The organism is Bifidobacterium cebidarum (assembly GCF_009193305.1).
Classification (GTDB): domain Bacteria; phylum Actinomycetota; class Actinomycetes; order Actinomycetales; family Bifidobacteriaceae; genus Bifidobacterium; species Bifidobacterium cebidarum.
Map to the genome: position 1 here is coordinate 169,737 of NZ_WBVS01000002.1, position 17,086 is coordinate 186,822.

A 17,086-nucleotide genomic window follows, 5' to 3' on the forward strand; every position below is an offset into this window, starting at 1 on the left:
CAGCGCCGCTTCCATCATCCCTCTTCAGATTCCTCCAGCTTCGTCGTTGCGGCAGCACTTGTTGGAATAGTCACGGTTATTGAGGCTTAAGGATGAGCCTTTGAGCCTTCAGGAAAGGAATGGTGGAATCATGGCACTGGAGAATCTGGAGAATGGCCCTCGCCTGCTGGCGTCGGAAGTCGTGCAGGAGATCGTGCGGCGTATTGTGCGCGACACGAGCAAGATGGCTGTCTCATTCACGCCTGAACTTGACGTACGCCCCGATTTGCTGGGGAATTTCGTCGGAGGCGATTCGTATTGGTCGCCCCAAGGTGAACCGGTCACATCCGCATCTGGCGATCCGCTCTATCCGCTGATGCAGATTCGTTGTTCGGAACCCAGTCTGCCGGGATACCCCACGCGGGGGCTGCTGCAGTTCTTCATCGGCACGGACGTCTCATACGGTCGCGATTTATCCGCCGATTACGAGAGCGAAGCCGACAACGACAACCGGTGTGTGCGTTATATTCCCGAGGTACCATCCGTGCTTAGCGGCGGTGAAATCGTGCGACTCCCGCATATCGGAACTGATTCAGCCCTCGATTTGCGCACGCCGTTTAAGTCGAATTTCTATGGTTGCGCGCTGCGGCCAACGCTTATCGAAGATCCCGTGTCGCATGAATGCGACGAGTTCGAGCCCGCGTATGAAAGCGTTATTGCGGAGTTCGACCCCGCTGTAATTGAGGCGGCCGAGGCTGCTGTGGGCGATCTCGAGCAGGCGGTGATGGACGAACTCAACGCAGTGTCTCCCGGGTCATGGTTCCAGATGGGCGGCCACCCGGTGTTCACGCAGTCTGACGTGCGCGAGGACTATGACGACGAGCTTGTGCTGCTGAAGATGGATAGCTACGACGACGTGCTGATGTGGGGCGACTCCGGTTGCGCGAACTTCCTCATCCGCCGTGAAGACCTCGAACAGTTGGACTTCTCCCATGTGCTGTATACGTGGGATTGCCTCTGAATTCCCTGACTTCCCGAATTTCTTGCACTGAGTTGGTGTAAGTGCAAAGAATTTGGGTGGAGAGGCCTAATCTCCGGAATTTCTTGCACTGAGAGGTCCGTAGTGCAAGAAATTCGGGAGGTTGCGGCAGATTTCCGTAAATTCTGGCGCGAATCGTCTCTAACGTCTCAGCGCAACACCCGTGAACCACTGCTTATTTCGCCCAGCCGCCGCCCGGCCGCCGGAAGAACAAAACCGTGAGACCGCCCCTTCCGCGAGTAGAGGCCGTAAGGTAACCTAGTCCCCGGCGGAAAACGCACGTGACGATGCGCCGACAGCGCGTACCAAAGCAGTACCAACCAGTACAGAACACGTGCAATACAACGTACAACAGTGTGCAAATCGGGGAGGCCAACATGCCTGGAATTGTTCTTATTGGTGCCCAGTGGGGCGACGAAGGTAAAGGCAAGGCAACCGATCTGATCGGCACCAAGGTCGATTACGTCGCACGTTTCAACGGCGGCAACAACGCTGGCCATAGCGTGGTGGTCGGCAACGAATCCTACGCACTGCACCTGCTGCCCTCCGGCATCATCAACCCGCACCTGACCCCGGTGATCGGCAACGGCGTCGTGGTCGACCCGGAAGTGCTGTTCCAGGAGATCGACGGCCTTGAGGCCCGTGGCATCGACTGCTCCCACTTGAAGGTGAGCGAGGCCGCGCACATCATCGCCCCATACCACCGCACGCTCGACAAGGTGACCGAACGCTTCCTCGGCAAGCACAAGATCGGCACCACCGGCCGCGGCATTGGCCCGGCCTACGCGGACAAGATCAACCGCGTCGGCATCCGCGTGCACGACCTGTTCAACGCCAAGCACCTGCACGACAAGGTGGAGGCCAGCCTGCACCAGAAGAACCAGATGCTGGTCAAGCTCTACAACCGCCGCCCGATCGACGTGGACCAGACCACCGACGAGCTGCTCAAGCTCGGCGAACGCCTGAAGCCGTACGTGGCCAACACCGGCCTGATTCTCAACAAGGCACTCGATGAAGGCAAGACCGTACTGTTCGAAGGCGCTCAGGCCACCATGCTGGATGTGGACCACGGCACCTACCCGTTCGTCACCTCCTCCAACCCGACCGCCGGCGGCGCCTGCACCGGCACCGGCGTCGGCCCCACCAAGATCACCCGTGTGATCGGCGTCTCCAAGGCGTATGTGACCCGCGTGGGCGAAGGCCCGTTCCCCACCGAGCTGTTCGACGAGTCCGGCGAATGGCTGCGCCAGCAGGGCCATGAGTTCGGCGTGACCACCGGTCGCCCGCGTCGTTGCGGCTGGTTCGACGCCGTCGTGAACCGCTACGCCTCCCAGGTCAACGGCCTGACCGACATCGTGCTCACCAAGCTCGATGTGCTCACCGGCCTCAAGGAAATCCCGATCTGCGTGGCTTACGACGTGGATGGCGAACGCCACGACGATATGCCGACCGATCAGGCAGCTTTCGCCGCCGCCAAGCCGATTTACGAGACCATGCCGGGCTGGGACGAGGACATCTCCAACTGCCACACGTTCGAAGAGCTGCCCGCCACCTGCCAGGATTACGTGAAGCGCCTCGAGGAGCTCAGCAACTGCCGCATCTCCGCCATCGGCACCGGCCCGCAGCGTGATCACATCATCTCCGTGCACTCGCTGATCGACTGAGCGCGATCCCTGAGACGCTTACTCAGCTGAGACGCAATCATGTCTGATTCAGAACAAAGTGCCGGTGCCGGGAGCGCCAGATCCAATAATGCAGCCACCGAGCCGCAGCCCAGTACGATGGAGATCTCTGCGGCTCAGGTGCGCGCGCAAGCCATGCCCAAGCCGCAGGGTGCCGCAGCCGCAGCCAATCCGCCGAAGATTCCGCTGGCCCCGATGAAGAAGATGCAGGCGCGATTCAATCCGCTGGCCGACGGCATGGTCTACCTCGTGGTCTTCCTCGGCGGTACCCTGGGCACGGCAATGCGTTACGGATTGAGCTTCCTGGTGCCGGCCGCCGCGCAGCCGTTAGGCTTCTGGCATTCCTTCCACCTGCCCACGTTCATTGCGAATATGTTCGCATGCTTCATCTTCGCGTGCCTGACCTCATATCTTTCGCAGGCGGCGTGGATTCGCAAACGTACGCGCCAGCTGGTCTCCCGCGGCTTCGGCATGGGCATGTGCGGCGGCTTCTCCACGCTCTCCGCACTGGCGATCGAGGAACTGACCTCGCTGCAAACAAGCCATGTGCTCGGCGCTGTGTTCTATCTGCTCTTCAGCTTCGTATGCGGTCTGATTGTCGCCGCGGTCGGTGCCAAGCTTGGGCTTGTGCTGACCGCGCGTAAAACCGCTCGCCTGGCTGCTGAGGCATTGCAGCGGCAGCAGGCGCAAGGTGGGCCGGGTCGCCATGTGACCGTTGGCGAAACCGTGCTGCTCAACGCAACTGATTCAGCCGTTTCGAATCACTCGGCCGATGCATTGGCGACTGCTGCTCCTGTGCCGGTTGCTGCGGATGAGCCATCCGCCATTGCCGGCGGTGCTCAACCATCGGCTGATATGCCGGGCGATGTTCCGGCATCCCCGGTGATTCCAGCCGCAGCGACACCCGTCGAACCATCCTTTGAGCCGGCGCCGATCACCGATGAAATCCCCCTTACCGGAGACCCGACCACCGGGGAGGCCCACTGATGACGTACTTGCTCGTGTGCCTGTGCGGCGGCCTCGGCGCCACCGCGCGTTTCGTGCTGAACACGTCGATTCAGCAGATGTGGAAGAAGCTGTTCCCGCTCTCTACGTTCGTCATCAACGTGATCGCCACATTCTGCGCTGGCCTGGCCGCCGCCGCGTATGCGCAGCAGGTGGTGCCGGAATCCACGTATCTGCTGTTCGTAACCGGCTTCCTCGGTGGTTTCTCCACGTTCTCCACGGCGATTAACGAAATGGTTTCGCTGTTCCGCAATCGGCATTTTGGCATTGCGTTGTTCTATGTGATTGCCACCATCGTGGTGCCGATTATCTGCGTGACTCTCGGCTGGCTTGTCGGCAGTCTCGCGCACTAAGCCCCAGCGCTACGTTATGCGCGTGTAACGAATCGCGCGCCCGGTAACGCAAGAGAAACCTCAGCGCAACGGCATGCGTGGATTGTCCCTCTAGGTTGAAAATCAATCCAGAGAGGACAGTTATATGACAGCCGTAACTCCATCAGTGCGGCGTCATCGACTGGGATTATTGCTGCTACCCGCAATTTTCGCCCTATTGATGGCGCTATGTATCAGTCTTACTTCGCCAAGCCTCGCATTTGCAGCCGAGGCCGTTCCCACCTGCAATCCAACCGCGACCAACGGATGCGTCAACGGCATCCTGCAGGACGCCAATAAACAGCCCATCGCCAACGTTGAGCTCAAACTTTCCGGCAAGGAATCCGCCACCACGACCACAGATGCACAAGGCAACTGGGCGTTCTCGGTCTCCGCGGACGGCACATACACTGTGACCATGGACGAATCCGTGGCCAAGCAATATGGTCTCAAAGCCGCGACGGCACAAGTCGAAATCGAAAAGAACAGTTTCGACAAAGCCCGTCAGGTGGTCAGGTTTGATAAGCCCGCGCCGGCCTCCGCATCGTCCAGCGTCGGCGGCAGCACGGGCAAAGCACAATCCGGGAACTCCGGGGCAAACGGCTCGACCAGCTCCAGCGACACGGCAACCACCACCAACGGTTCCGCAATCGGCGCCAACATCGGCAAACGCATCTGGCAGCAGCTGTTCTCCGGCATCATTTTCGGTCTGGTGCTTGGCCTGATGAGCGTGGGCATGAACCTGGTGTATGGCACCACAGGCCTGAGCTCCTTCTCCCATGGCGAGCAGGTCTCGCTCGGCGGCCTGATGGCCTACGTCGGCACCCAGGTGCTGCATTGGCCGCTCATCCCCTCCGCCATCTTCGCCGTGCTCATCGGCGCGCTCACCGGCTGGATCCAAAACGAACTGATCTGGGCGCCGCTGCGCCGCAAGCGCGTGGGCACGATGCAGCAGATGATCGTGACCATCGGCCTATCGATGGCGTTGCAGTACACCTTCCAGTTCTTCTTCGGCGGCGATATCAAGGGCATCACCAAATCGGTGCCCGCCAGCTTCAACCTTGGTCCGGTCACCACCGATGCGCCAACGTTGATCGCGGCGACCATCGCCATCATCGTCATCGTCGGCGTGAGCCTGTTCCTCTATCGCACCAGATTGGGCCGCGCCACGCGAGCCGTTTCCGATAATGCCGCGCTTGCCGCAGCCTCCGGCATCAATGTGGAACAAGTCGTGCGCATCGTATGGATTCTCTCCTGCGCCATGGCGGCGCTCTCAGGCGTACTGCTCGGCATATACCTGAACGGCATCTCATGGAACACCGGCGCAACCCTACTGCTCCTGATGTTCGCGGCAGTCACTTTGGGCGGCCTCGGCACAGCGAATGGCGCGCTCGTCGGCTCCCTGATCATCGGCATTGTGGCGGATATGAGCTCGCTCATCATCCCCAATGACATGCGTTACGCCAGCGCTCTGGCGATTCTTATCATCGTTCTGCTGATTCGCCCGCAAGGACTTTTCGGCAAGCAGCAAAGGGTGGGCTGAATCATGGATTTCCTCACTATTATTTCCGATACGCTGGGCGAGCTCATCGCCCCGACCACCGCGGCCTATGTGCTGGCCGCCATCGGACTCAATATTCACTTCGGCATGACCGGCCTGATGAATATGGGCCAGGCGGGATTCATGCTGCTGGGCGCCTACGGATTCGCCGTCACCCAGTCGATGGGCGCGAACCTGTTCGCCTCGGTGTGCGCGGCCATCGCGCTCGCTGTGATTTACGCGCTGCTGCTCGGTATCCCGACCCTGAAACTTGGGCCTGATTATCTGGCCATGGTGACGCTTGCCGCCGCCGAAATCATCCGCATTGTGGGCCGGTCCACGGCCATGACCAAGATCACCGGCGGCTCCGCTGGCATCTCGCCGCAGGATTTCACCACCCAGTTCGAGGGCACGTCGCCGCTGCCCAATGGTGCGACGACGTTCCTGCTGTGGACCTACAACAACAACATCGCGAATTCCTGGTGGCTGCGCATCGTGGCCTGGGTGCTGGTGGCCGTGGCCGCACTGCTGTGCTGGCGTTGGTTCCACTCCCCGTGGGGGCGCGTGCTCAAAGGCATCCGCGAGGACGAGAACGCGATTCGCTCGCTTGGCAAGAACGTGACCACCTACAAGATGCAAGCGCTGATTCTGGGCGGTATCTTCGGTGCGCTTGGCGGCATCATCTTCGTGCTACCGCGCTCGGTGCAGCCTGATTCACTGGGCCGTGCGGTGACGTTCTACACATGGACGATTCTGCTGCTCGGTGGCGCGGCCACGATTTTCGGCCCGATTCTGGGCTCCTGCCTGCTGTGGGTGCTGCTCACCTTCGTCAAGGAACTGATGCGCGGGGCCATTCCGGATACGGTGATCTCCTCGAACCAGGTGGAATCGCTCGGTTGGGTGATCGTCGGTGTGGCCCTGATGTGCCTCGTGATATTCAGACCGCAAGGCCTCCTGGGAGACCGAAAGGAGCTGGCGTTCGATGCGTGAATCACATGAAGTAAAGCCTGAGACAAAGCCATTCCAAGACCTTGCCAAGTGGGCCACCAAAGCGCCGGAAGGCGAGAAACTGATCTCCACCGCCTATGGCGATAAAGTCACCAAAGACCTGCAGTTCGTGGACAACGAGCCCGGTGTGCACAAGCCCGACCCGATTCTGGTAGCGGACCATGTGACCCGCAAATTCGGCGGCATGACCGCCGTGGATGTCGAGCATTTCGAAATCGAACGCCATGGCATCACCGCCCTGATTGGCCCGAACGGCGCCGGCAAAACCACGCTCTTCAACCTGATGACCGGTTTCGATACGCCGAACACCGGCGAATGGCGATTCGATGGGCGAGACATGGCCCATATGCAGCCTGAGAAAGTGGCGCGCATGGGCATGGTCCGCACCTTCCAGCTCACCAAAGTGATGAGCCGTCTGACCGTGCTCGACAACATGCTGCTCAGTGCCCCCGTGCAGCCGGGCGAAGGCATGTTCCGCTCGCTGATTCCAGGATTGTGGAAGAAACAGGAACAGGCGAACATCGACAAAGCCGAGGCTCTGCTCGAACGATTCCTGCTCATCAACAAGAAGGATGACTTCGCCGGCTCGCTTTCCGGCGGCCAGCGCAAACTGCTCGAAATGGCGCGTGCGCTGATGCGCGACCCGAAGCTCGTGATGTTGGACGAGCCGATGGCCGGCGTCAACCCGGCGCTGAAGCAATCGCTATTGGATCACATCATGTCGCTGCGCGAGGAAGGCACCACCGTGCTGTTCGTCGAGCATGACATCAACATGGTGCGCCATATCGCCGACTGGGTCACCGTAATGGCCGAAGGCAAGATCGTGGCCGAAGGCCAGCCGAAGTCCGTGATGAACGATCCGGCTGTGATCGATGCCTATCTGGGCGCGCATGCCAACATCGATCTTGGCGATGATTCCGTCCTCGATTTGAAGGAAAGCGAGGAGCACTGATGACTGGAACTGTAACTGAAACTGCACCGGACACCCGCCCACGTTCCGAAATCCACGTTGGGGAGCCGGCCGGTGAGCCATTGCTCGACGCAGTGGATCTGGTGGCCGGCTACCTGCCCGGCGTCAATATCCTGAACGGCGCCTCGCTCACCCTGCATCAAGGTGAGATCGTGGGCATCATCGGGCCGAATGGTGCCGGCAAATCCACATTGCTGAAGTCCCTGTTCGGCTTGGTGCATATCCATTCCGGCAAGCTGATCTTCAAAGGCAACGACATCACCAACCTGCGTGCCGACAAGCTCGTCTCCCTCGGCGTGGGCTTCGTGCCTCAGACCGAGAACGTGTTCCCCTCGCTGACCATCGCCGAAAACCTGCATATGGGCGCCTACCAAGCGCCCAAAAAGTTCAACGAACGATTTGACTACGTCTGTTCGATCTTCCCCAAGTTGGAGCAGCGCAAGGACCAACTCGCTGGCTCACTTTCCGGCGGTGAACGGCAGATGGTGGCGATGGCCCGCGCCCTGATGATGAACCCGTCCGTCTTGTTGCTGGACGAACCCTCCGCCGGCTTGTCCCCGATGCTGCAGGATGAGACCTTCATCCGTGTGCGTCAGGTCAACAAAGCCGGTGTTTCCGTGATCATCGTCGAACAGAACGCTCGCCGCTGTCTGCAGATCTGCGACCGTGGTTACGTGCTCGACCAAGGGCGCAACGCGTATTCCGGCCGCGGGCGCGACCTGCTCAATGACCCGAAGGTGATCTCACTGTACTTGGGCAACCTCGAACAGGAAGTCGCCGAAGAAGGTCGCTGATGGCGTGTCTTCGTCGTTGCTCCTCGGTCGACGTACCTTCGTACGCCTTTCCTCGGTGCGCCTAGAAGCCACGCGCATCAGCAACCTTCTTGCAGAAGGCAAGTGATGGAGCGTATACGCCCTTTCCTCAGCGCTCGACGTGCCTGAGCACGCCTTCGGCTTCGGACGGGCGTCTCCGCACGCATCACTTGCCTTCTTGCAGAAGGTCGCTGATGGCGTGTCTTCGTCGTTGCTCCTCGGTCGACGTACCTGGGCGCGAGCATGCCCAAAATCACCCTCAATATGGCCTCAAAACCGCATGTTTCCAACAGTTTTCGGGCTTCATCAGCTGGTTACATACGAACAATCTGCACGAATCAACCAGCGCATAGGCTCAAAGCCAAGATTTGAGAACGGGGAACAATCCACAACCGATTGCATGACCCGATTGCGAGGCGCAGCTCCTGTTTTTCTCCTACTGCCGGCCTCAATCAATTGCATCAATCATTCGGCACAACGTTCCCCTATCTCAATCGAAAAGACCACTGCCCGAAAGGGAATAGAGAGGATAGGTGGCTTTATGAACAAGAACATCAAGAAGACGTCCATGGCAATCGTCGCCGCCACGGCCGCTGCGGTTATGGCGCTCGCCGGCTGCGGCTCAAGCGGGTCGGCATCAGGCGATTCCAGTGCGGCGGCCAAGAAGACCGATACGTTCGTGCTCGGCGGACTGTGGCCTGAAACCGGTTCACTGGCCTACTTGGCGCCGCCTGAACTGGCTGCCGAGAAGCTGGCCGTATCGGACATCAATGCGGCCGGTGGCGTGCTGGGCAAAGACATCACCACCGTGGACGCCGATACGTCCGACGCCGATCACGCCGATCAGAACTCCTCGGCAACCCAATCCGTGATGAGCAAGAACCCGTCGTTCGTCATCGGGCCGGCCTCCAGCTCCGTGGTCAAGAACGTGTATAAGACCATCACCTCAGCCAATGTGCCGATGCTGTCGATGGGCGCCACCAGCTCCGATTTCTCCGGCCTGAGCCCGTACTTCTTCCGCACGGTGCCGCCGGACTCCGTGCAGGGCGCGGTGCTTGGCCAAGTCATCGCCCAGGATGGCGTGAAGAACCTGGCGGTCGCGGTCTTTAACGACGAATACGGCACCGGCCTGCGCGATACCATCGTCAAAACCGTTGAAGGTGCAGGCGTGAACGTGGTGTATGGCGCGGACAGCGCCTTCGACCCCACCGAAACGAACTTCTCCTCGATCGTCACGGCTATCAAGGCCTCGAACCCGGACGCCATCGCGATCGTGGCGTTCGACCAGACCAAGTCGCTGGTCAAGGAGCTCGCATCCCAGGGCGTCGATACGCACAAGCTGTACTTCGTGGATGGCAACACCGCCGACTACTCCAAGGACCTTGACGCTGGTCTGCTTGAGGGTGCCAAGGGCACCATTCCGGGTGTGATGGCTTCCGACGAATTCCAGAAGAAGCTCGTCAAGGCGTACGGCAAGGATATTTCCACCTTCACCTACGGCGCCGAAACCTACGACGGCATCATTCTCGCGGCCCTCGCCGCGCAGAAGGGCGGTTCCGCGGATGGCGCGACCATCCAGAAGAACATGGCCGCGGTCTCCGGCGCGAATGGCGGCACCAAGTGCAGCACCTACAAGGACTGCGTGGCCGCGCTGAAGTCCGGCAAGGAAATCACATACAAGGGTCTGACCGGCATCGGTCCGTTCAACAAGAACAACGACCCGAGCTCCGCGAACATCGGCGTCTACGTGTTCGACGGCCAGAACGTGCCGAAGTTCGATCACACGCAGGAAGGCAAGGTGCCGACCGACTGATCCTGAGGGTGGCTGTGATTGCCGATTGTTAGGCGATGAGGTCGAAGAAAAAGTTCCGTCTGAGCGGCGGAACTTTTTTGTGCTTCGGTATCGAACCGGTTCGACACGCCGATTGAGTTGGTTGGAGCACTGTAGCGACGTTAATATCGAACCGGTTCGATACAGAAGGTGCGAACACGAACGTCACTCTGAAACGGTCATCAATGAGCGCTTCGAGGATGGCAAATACGTGACTTAGTGGTAGAAGAGTCGCGTTCGTTCGGCAATCCGCACCCCGACACAACACAGGAGTTGCAGTGAAGAACAAAGTCCAACTCATTACCTACGCGGATCGCCTCGGCGACGGCACCATCGCCAGCATGACCGACATCCTGCGCACGCGCTTCAACGGCATCTACGACGGCGTGCACATCCTGCCGTTCTTCACCCCGTTCGACGGCGCGGACGCCGGCTTCGACCCGATCGACCATACCAAGGTGGACCCGCGCCTCGGCTCCTGGGATGATGTGGCCGAACTTTCCAAGACCCACAACATCATGGTGGATGCCATCGTGAACCACATGAGCTGGGAATCCGCCCAGTTCCAGGATGTGCTGAAGAACGGCGAGGAATCCGAGTACTATCCGATGTTCCTCACGATGAGCTCCGTCTTCCCGAACGGCGCCACCGAAGAGGATCTGGCCGGCATCTACCGTCCGCGCCCGGGCCTGCCGTTCACCCACTACAAGTTCGCCGGCAAGACCCGCCTGGTCTGGGTGAGCTTCACCCCGCAGCAGGTGGACATCGACACCGACTCCGACAAGGGTTGGGAATACCTGATGTCCATCTTCGATCAGATGGCCGCCAGCCACGTGAGCTATATCCGCCTCGACGCGGTCGGCTACGGCGCCAAGGAAGCCGGCACCAGCTGCTTCATGACCCCGAAGACCTTCAAGCTCATCTCGCGTCTGCGCGAAGAGGGCATGAAGCGCGGCCTCGAAATCCTCATCGAAGTGCACTCGTACTACAAGAAGCAGGTGGAGATCGCCTCCAAGGTGGACCGTGTCTACGATTTCGCGCTGCCGCCGCTGCTCCTGCACTCCCTGTTCACCGGCCACGTCGAACCGGTGGCGCACTGGACCGAGATCCGCCCGAACAACGCCGTCACCGTGCTTGATACGCACGACGGCATCGGCGTGATCGACATCGGCTCCGACCAGCTCGACCGTAGCCTCAAGGGTCTTGTGCCGGACGAGGATGTGGACAACCTGGTCAACACCATCCACGCCAACACCCACGGCGAATCCCAGGCCGCCACCGGCGCCGCCGCCTCGAACCTTGATCTGTACCAGGTCAACAGCACGTACTACTCCGCGCTCGGGTGCAACGATCAGCACTACATCGCCGCCCGCGCCGTGCAGTTCTTCCTGCCGGGCGTGCCGCAGGTCTACTACGTGGGTGCGCTGGCCGGCAAGAACGATATGGAGCTGCTGCACAAGACCAACAACGGCCGCGACATCAACCGCCACTACTACTCCACGGCGGAGATCGATGAGAACCTCGCCCGCCCGGTGGTGCGCGCACTCAATGCGTTGGCCAAGTTCCGCAACGAACTGCCCGCGTTCGACGGCGAATTCAGCTATAAGGCCGATGGCGATCGTGCGATCACGTTCCGCTGGGATGCCGCGGATGGCAAGGCCTGGGCCGCGCTGACCTTCGAGCCAGGCCGTGGCCTCGGTGCGGATAGCGCCGAGCCGGTCGCCTCGCTGGCTTGGGCGGACGCCGCCGGCGAGCATCGTACCGAGGATTTGCTCAATAATCCGCCGACGGTCGCCATCGACTGACGATGAATCGCCCAGCCATGTCGTCTTCCGGGAGTCTTTCTGCGGCCATGTTTCACAGTGAGTTTCACGGTAGGCGACATTGGTCTGGGTGTGTTGTACCGAGACTTCTTGGATGCTTTTCGCGCGAAAAGTCCGGGGTGTTTCTGGGGAAGTGTCTCGAACCGGTTCGACACGCCGAAACGATTAGGTCAAACGATTGACTTTGCGATAATATCGAACCGGTTCGAAGCAGACGACATACGAGTCAACGCAGGAGTTGCCCCAAGAGACCTCGAAAGTCGGAGACAGAGAAAGTCGCCGAAAGTCTTACGGTCGGAAACACCGCAGTTCGCACCACGGTTGCCGCCTTCCACGATCCGCATAACTACAGACGTCATCGAAGAGTCCTGTAAACCCACGAGCACAGGGAAGAGAACCATGGAAAACACCATCGAAACTGCAGCGGCGCCAAACGCACCGGCAGTCAACCGTAACGAACTCGACAGTTACGGCCGTCGTCCGTCCGTCGTAGACGTGTTCCGCCTCGGCGCCGGCTTCACCATCAGCCTTATCATCACCGGCATCGTCTGGGTGTCGCTGTCCTCCATCCTCGTGCCGCAGCTCGTGGATCAGATCGCCCCCGGCCAGCGCGAAGCCTTCATCGGTACCATCAACTCCGTTGGTTCCGTGGTGGCCCTGTTCGCCAACATCATCTTCGGCACCTTCTCCGATCTCACCCGCTCCAAGTGGGGCAAGCGCACGCTGTGGATCATCAGCGGCGGTATCCTGTGCGGCGCCTGCGTGGCCGGCCTGCTGGTCACCCGTTCCCTGCCGCTCATTCTGCTGCTGTGGTGCGGCATGCAGCTGTTCTACAACTGGATGAACGCTCCGTTCGTCGCCACCCTGTCCGACCGTGTGCCGGATAAGTTCCGTGGTTCCGTCTCCTCCTTCATGGGCGCAGGCGGCGTGCTCGGCCAGACCGCAGGCTCCTTGGTCGGCTCCCTGCTCATCAGCAACATTGATCTCGGCTTCGCCGTCGGCGCTCTCGGCTTCGCCCTCGTCGGCATCATCGTGGTCGGCATTTGGCCGCGCGAACCCTCCAATGTGGACGAAGAGCGCGAGCCGATCAGCCTCAAGATGGTGCTCATGGCCTTCATCCCGCCGCACGGCAAGGGTGCCCGCAACTTCTACTACGCACTGTTCGGCCGCATGATGATGGTCGCCGGCTACCAGATGATCAACGGCTACCTGCTCTACGTGGTCAAGTACTACACCTTCTCCGACTCCGGCTACGACGCCGAGCAGCTCAAGACCGCAGCGGCCGGCGTGATCGCCACCATGTCCGTGATCACCATGGTCGTCTCCCTGATCGCAGCCCTCGTCTCCGGCCCGATCTCCGACAAGCTTGGCATGCGTAAGGTCCCGGTCGCCGCAGCAAGCGTGCTGTTCGCCATCGGCGCCGCAATGCCGTGGATCTTCCACAATGCATGGGGCATGTACCTGTTCGCCGCCATCGCCGGCTTCGGCTACGGCGTGTACAACGCCATCGACCAGGCTCTGAACGTCTCCATCCTGCCGAACCCGAAGGAAGCCGGTAAGGATCTGGGCGTGCTCAACATGGCCAACACCCTGTCCACCGTGCTCGGCTCCCTGCTCACCTCCGGTGTGGTTATGGCCACCGGCGGCAACTACGGTCTGGTGTTCCCGGTCTGCATCGTGGTGGTGCTCATCGCAGCCTTCCTGATCATGCAGATCAAGGGCGTCAAGTAGTCCCGACGCCACTTTGGCAAACCAAATAAGCAAGCTTCTTTCCGAAGAATTCCCTAAGCGATCGGCCCGCTTCGTTCCCACAAGGAACCGGAGCGGGCCGATTTTTATGATTGCTGCGCTCAGCTGCACGCCGAATGCGTGCCCTGCCGCCAATATCGCATCCGATATTGCATCAGACTGCTGCGCAATTCGTTGGGGCGATGCTCTACCGGGATAGGCTCGGCGTAAAATAAGCCCATGAAAAAGTAAGCCGCTCGCAATGCACTGAGGCAAGGTGCGTGCGGGCGGTTTTGCGTTGTGCGAGATGGCGGATCGCGCGAGATGGCGCACGCATCGGCTGCACAAGATCGAGAGATGAGAGAAAAGAGCGAACCATGCTGGAACCATATGTGCGCCCGGGCATCGATGATCGCCCCGATTTGGACAAGGCGCTGAGTCCCGAAGATAAGGCCGCAGTGGCCCGACTGGCCATTAAAAACCGTCGCCGCCCGCCGGAAGCCTCCGCCGATCAGCCTGAAGCACAGGCCGTGCGCCTCGCCGCCGCCAGCACCGCCACCGCAGTAGCTGCGGCCGCCAGCGTGGATGCCCCTGCGCCGGACATGTCCTCCGCATACCTGGATATGCGCGATCCGATGGTGGCTGCCAACGGCGAGAAGCCCGATAGCAGGAAGGTCAGCCGCCTCAACTGGGGCTTCTTCGCCGCGTCCATGCTCGTCGGCGCCCCATGGGTGGCATTGAACACCATCGCCCTGCCGAACGCAGTGGCCCGACTGTTCCATTACGACACCACCGAGCTGCAGATCACCATCAATCCCGTGACCGGCCGCCCGTTCCCTGTGGCCACCGAACTCGCCATGCCGCTGGCCGTGCTGGTGATCGTCGGCGTGGTGGCCGCCGCGCTGCTCACCCCACTGGTCTCGACCCTGTCCGACCGCACGCGCACCCCGTTCGGCCGCCGCACCCCATGGATGGTGGGTGGCGGTCTCCTGTGTGCGCTGTTCACCTTGGTGCTGGGGCAAGACACCAGCATCGTGGTGATGTGCTTCTTCTGGGTGCTCATGCAATTCGCCTACGCGATGCTCTCCGCGCCGCTGGCCAGCTCGATCAGCGAACGCGTGCCGGACAAGTTCCGCCCGCGCATCGAACGTTGGCATGGCATCGGCGTGATGCTCGCCCAGGCGCTCGGTGTGCTCATGGGCGCGTTCGGCGTGATGTTCGACTCCTATTCGCCGTTCATCTACACCGCGATCCTGTTCGCCATCTCCGGTATCGCATCGGCGTTGATTCTGCCGCGCGAGCCCTCCAGCACCGAGCTGCCGCGTCAACGGTTCGATAGCAGCCAAGTACTTGACCAGCTGCGTCCGCCGTCTGCTGCGCCCGCGTTCACCCGGGTCTTCACCGCGCGCGCCTGCATGATGACCGGCGTTGGCCTGACCAGTGTATTCCTGTGGTACCTCGTGCGCTTTTGGGTGTATGGCAAAACCGTGCAGTTCACCTCCGCTCCGCTGACCGTTCCCGCTGGATTCCTGATTGTCGCAATGGCCGTGGCCACACTGATCGGTGCCGCCATCGCTTCCTGGTCCGCCGCTCCCATCTCCGAGGCTATCGAAGCGCGCGGCATCCGCACCTCCACCGTGGTGGCCGGCGCCTGCCTGACCTATGCGATTGGCCTTGCCCTGGCCTGGGGGCTCGGCGTATGGTCCACCGGTACCGCGCGCGAGAATGGCATGGTGGTCTTCGCGCTCATCTCCGGTTTCGCATTCGGCATTTACGATGCGCTCGGCCTTGAGCTCGTGATGGACTCGCTGCCTGACCCGCGCAATGCCGGCCATGACCTTGGCGTATACGCGCTCGCGAACTCCGCCGGCTTGGCGCTCGCCGCCATCATCGGCGCCATATTGGTGAACGCTTTCGCTCACTCCTTCGGCTACTACCTGCTCTTCCCGGCAGGCATCGTGATGGTGCTGCTCGCTGGCATCGTGACATTGTTGGGCGCCGAAAAAATCGAGGAAACCAAAGAATAAGGCGGCCGAATAAAACCGGTTCGAGTACACTGGTCTCCAGTGCGAAATTGCGGGGGTGTGCAGCAGATGCACGCCCCCGTTTGCGTATCGCGACGATTGTGAATGGTTGAGACGATGCGCGATGTATGACGAACGAACCGATGGAGGCGAACAATCATGGTCGGCATGCGCGACGTGGCCAAGGAAGCAGGGGTATCCGTAAGCACAGTGTCGTTGGTGGTGAACGGCACTGGCTATGTTTCCGACGACATGCGCGCCAAAGTCGAGGCGGCCATGCATGAGCTCCATTACATCCCCAACGAACTGGCGCGTAACCTCTACCGCAATCGCACCAACACCATCGGCGTGATCGTGCCGACCATCCTGCATCCGTTCTTCGCCACGCTCACCGCGCATCTGCAGCGCGAATTCGCCAGGCGCGACCTCAAAACCCTGCTGTGCTCCACCGCGGACGCCGCCACCGGTGAAAGCGAATACGTGAACATGCTGCAGCGGCACATGATGGACGGCATCATCATGGCCGCCCACACCGAGCACCAGCCGGACTACTGGACCTCCATCCACCGGCCCATCGTGGCGTTCGACCGCATCCTGGGCGAAGGAGTGCCCTCGGTGCGATCCGATCACGAGACCGGCGGTCGCATGATCGCACGTCAGCTCATCGGCTCAGGTGCGCGGCATGTGGTGCTGGTCGGCGGGCCGCGCTCGCAGTTTGCCGAAGGCACCACGTTCCCCACGGTCCGCTATCACCTGACCGTGGAGCGGATGATGGCCGATGCCGGCATAGCATGCGATTATGTGGAGGCCGGTTCCGTCACCGACGTCGTGGCCCACGAAGCCACCGCCGCCGCGATTTTCGAGCGCTATCCCGACGTCGACGCCATCGTCGGCTCCGATGTGGTCGCCGCCATGGCACTACAGGAAGCCGAACGCCGCGGCATCAGCGTGCCCGCCAACCTGCAGATCATCGCGTACGACGGCACTATGGCCGCAGAGTTGGCCGGCAAACGACTGGCCATGGTCCGGCAGGACTTCGCAGGCATCGCCGCCGCGCTCGCCGAACAGATGGACCAGCAGATCGAAGCCGAAAACGGGTCGAATCATGGCGCGCAATCCAAGAGCGCCGAGCAGGTCGATGCCGGCGAATCCGCACAGCCCGGGCAGGTCGTGCCGGTATCCTTCATCGCCGGCGAAACCACACGGTAAGCGGCGCGCGCAATTGGCGCTTTATCTGCGATGTCCACAATGTGAACCCCTGCTAGATTGGCGAG

At 60.9% G+C, this 17,086-nt stretch carries 13 protein-coding genes; all 13 read left to right on the top strand.

Annotation, left to right across the window (positions count from 1 at the left end; translation table 11 throughout):
• Positions 1–130 precede the first annotated feature (130 nt).
• Positions 131–1,000, top strand: coding sequence for a YwqG family protein (locus F7D08_RS02930; RefSeq protein WP_152209197.1), 870 nt, complete (start codon positions 131–133; stop codon positions 998–1,000).
• 395 nt (positions 1,001–1,395) lie between these two features.
• Complete coding sequence (locus F7D08_RS02935; protein ID WP_152209198.1) at positions 1,396–2,682, top strand: adenylosuccinate synthase; 1,287 nt, start codon at positions 1,396–1,398, stop codon at positions 2,680–2,682.
• A 39-nt stretch (positions 2,683–2,721) separates the two neighbouring features.
• A complete protein-coding gene (locus tag F7D08_RS02940; RefSeq protein ID WP_152209199.1) occupies positions 2,722–3,687 on the top strand; it encodes a fluoride efflux transporter FluC in 966 nt (321 codons plus the stop codon).
• Positions 3,687–4,058 carry a fluoride efflux transporter FluC gene (locus F7D08_RS02945; protein ID WP_193316169.1) on the top strand — a complete coding sequence of 124 codons (372 nt, stop codon included), beginning with the start codon at positions 3,687–3,689 and terminating at the stop codon, positions 4,056–4,058. Before F7D08_RS02940 ends, F7D08_RS02945 begins: the two co-directional genes overlap by 1 nt.
• 124 nt (positions 4,059–4,182) lie before the next feature.
• Positions 4,183–5,619, top strand: coding sequence for an ABC transporter permease subunit (locus tag F7D08_RS02950; protein WP_152209201.1), 1,437 nt, complete (start codon positions 4,183–4,185; stop codon positions 5,617–5,619).
• Between the two features lie 3 nt (positions 5,620–5,622).
• Complete coding sequence (locus tag F7D08_RS02955; protein ID WP_152209202.1) at positions 5,623–6,606, top strand: branched-chain amino acid ABC transporter permease; 984 nt, start codon at positions 5,623–5,625, stop codon at positions 6,604–6,606.
• Positions 6,599–7,576, top strand: coding sequence for an ABC transporter ATP-binding protein (locus tag F7D08_RS02960; RefSeq protein WP_152209203.1), 978 nt, complete (start codon positions 6,599–6,601; stop codon positions 7,574–7,576). The genes F7D08_RS02955 and F7D08_RS02960 overlap by 8 nt, the downstream gene beginning before the upstream one ends.
• Positions 7,576–8,388, top strand: a complete 813-nt coding sequence (locus F7D08_RS02965) for an ABC transporter ATP-binding protein (RefSeq protein WP_152209204.1) — start codon at positions 7,576–7,578, stop codon at positions 8,386–8,388. Before F7D08_RS02960 ends, F7D08_RS02965 begins: the two co-directional genes overlap by 1 nt.
• Positions 8,389–8,947: 559 nt before the next feature.
• Entirely contained in the window at positions 8,948–10,219 is a 1,272-nt protein-coding gene (locus F7D08_RS02970) for an ABC transporter substrate-binding protein (RefSeq protein WP_226803285.1), read from the top strand.
• 296 nt (positions 10,220–10,515) lie between these two features.
• Entirely contained in the window at positions 10,516–12,042 is a 1,527-nt protein-coding gene (gtfA, locus tag F7D08_RS02975; protein ID WP_152209205.1) for a sucrose phosphorylase, read from the top strand.
• Between the two features lie 417 nt (positions 12,043–12,459).
• Positions 12,460–13,791 (top strand): MFS transporter, encoded by a 1,332-nt coding sequence (locus tag F7D08_RS02980; RefSeq protein WP_152209206.1) that lies wholly within the window; start codon positions 12,460–12,462, stop codon positions 13,789–13,791.
• Positions 13,792–14,165: 374 nt separating this feature from the next.
• Positions 14,166–15,815, top strand: a complete 1,650-nt coding sequence (locus F7D08_RS02985) for an MFS transporter (protein WP_152209207.1) — start codon at positions 14,166–14,168, stop codon at positions 15,813–15,815.
• A 156-nt stretch (positions 15,816–15,971) separates the two neighbouring features.
• On the top strand, positions 15,972–17,021 hold the full coding sequence (locus F7D08_RS02990) for a LacI family DNA-binding transcriptional regulator (RefSeq protein ID WP_152209208.1): 1,050 nt from the start codon (positions 15,972–15,974) through the stop codon (positions 17,019–17,021).
• Positions 17,022–17,086 lie beyond the last annotated feature (65 nt).

Bases quoted from the DNA above. Each gene is read 5' to 3' on its own strand.
- F7D08_RS02930 (WP_152209197.1), top strand. From the start codon at position 131: ATGGCACTGGAGAATCTGGAGAATGGCCCTCGCCTGCTGGCGTCGGAA.
- F7D08_RS02935 (WP_152209198.1), top strand. From the start codon at position 1,396: ATGCCTGGAATTGTTCTTATTGGTGCCCAGTGGGGCGACGAAGGTAAA.
- F7D08_RS02940 (WP_152209199.1), top strand. From the start codon at position 2,722: ATGTCTGATTCAGAACAAAGTGCCGGTGCCGGGAGCGCCAGATCCAAT.
- F7D08_RS02945 (WP_193316169.1), top strand. From the start codon at position 3,687: ATGACGTACTTGCTCGTGTGCCTGTGCGGCGGCCTCGGCGCCACCGCG.
- F7D08_RS02950 (WP_152209201.1), top strand. From the start codon at position 4,183: ATGACAGCCGTAACTCCATCAGTGCGGCGTCATCGACTGGGATTATTG.
- F7D08_RS02955 (WP_152209202.1), top strand. From the start codon at position 5,623: ATGGATTTCCTCACTATTATTTCCGATACGCTGGGCGAGCTCATCGCC.
- F7D08_RS02960 (WP_152209203.1), top strand. From the start codon at position 6,599: ATGCGTGAATCACATGAAGTAAAGCCTGAGACAAAGCCATTCCAAGAC.
- F7D08_RS02965 (WP_152209204.1), top strand. From the start codon at position 7,576: ATGACTGGAACTGTAACTGAAACTGCACCGGACACCCGCCCACGTTCC.
- F7D08_RS02970 (WP_226803285.1), top strand. From the start codon at position 8,948: ATGAACAAGAACATCAAGAAGACGTCCATGGCAATCGTCGCCGCCACG.
- F7D08_RS02980 (WP_152209206.1), top strand. From the start codon at position 12,460: ATGGAAAACACCATCGAAACTGCAGCGGCGCCAAACGCACCGGCAGTC.
- F7D08_RS02985 (WP_152209207.1), top strand. From the start codon at position 14,166: ATGCTGGAACCATATGTGCGCCCGGGCATCGATGATCGCCCCGATTTG.
- F7D08_RS02990 (WP_152209208.1), top strand. From the start codon at position 15,972: ATGGTCGGCATGCGCGACGTGGCCAAGGAAGCAGGGGTATCCGTAAGC.